This is a genomic window from Frigoribacterium sp. CFBP9030, assembly GCF_034045195.1.
Classification (GTDB): Bacteria; Actinomycetota; Actinomycetes; order Actinomycetales; family Microbacteriaceae; genus Frigoribacterium.
Map to the genome: position 1 here is coordinate 1 of NZ_JAXCWG010000036.1, position 255 is coordinate 255.

1 protein-coding gene is annotated in these 255 nt (G+C 43.5%); it reads left to right on the plus strand.

Annotation, left to right across the window (positions count from 1 at the left end):
* Window positions 1–255 (plus strand): GNAT family N-acetyltransferase (locus SOM13_RS15350; RefSeq protein WP_320480215.1); only part of this gene is annotated, 255 nt, incomplete at both ends.

Below are 255 nucleotides of genomic sequence, written 5' to 3' on the forward strand. Positions count from 1 at the left end.
GAACGCTATTGGCAGAAGGAATTTCTCACAGCTACATCGGCGAAGTGAATGGAGAAGCAACCTTCAATTTCGAAGTTTATTGGGCTACGAGCGATATGCTGGGCGATTATTACGACGTTTTGCCTTCAGATTATGGCACCCATTTATTCATAGCTCCAACAGATAAGCAAAAGAAATTTCCATCGCTCATTACACGAAGTATTGTAGAATGGCTTTTTATGCAACCAGAGGTAGGCAGGCTGGTAGGAGAAGGGT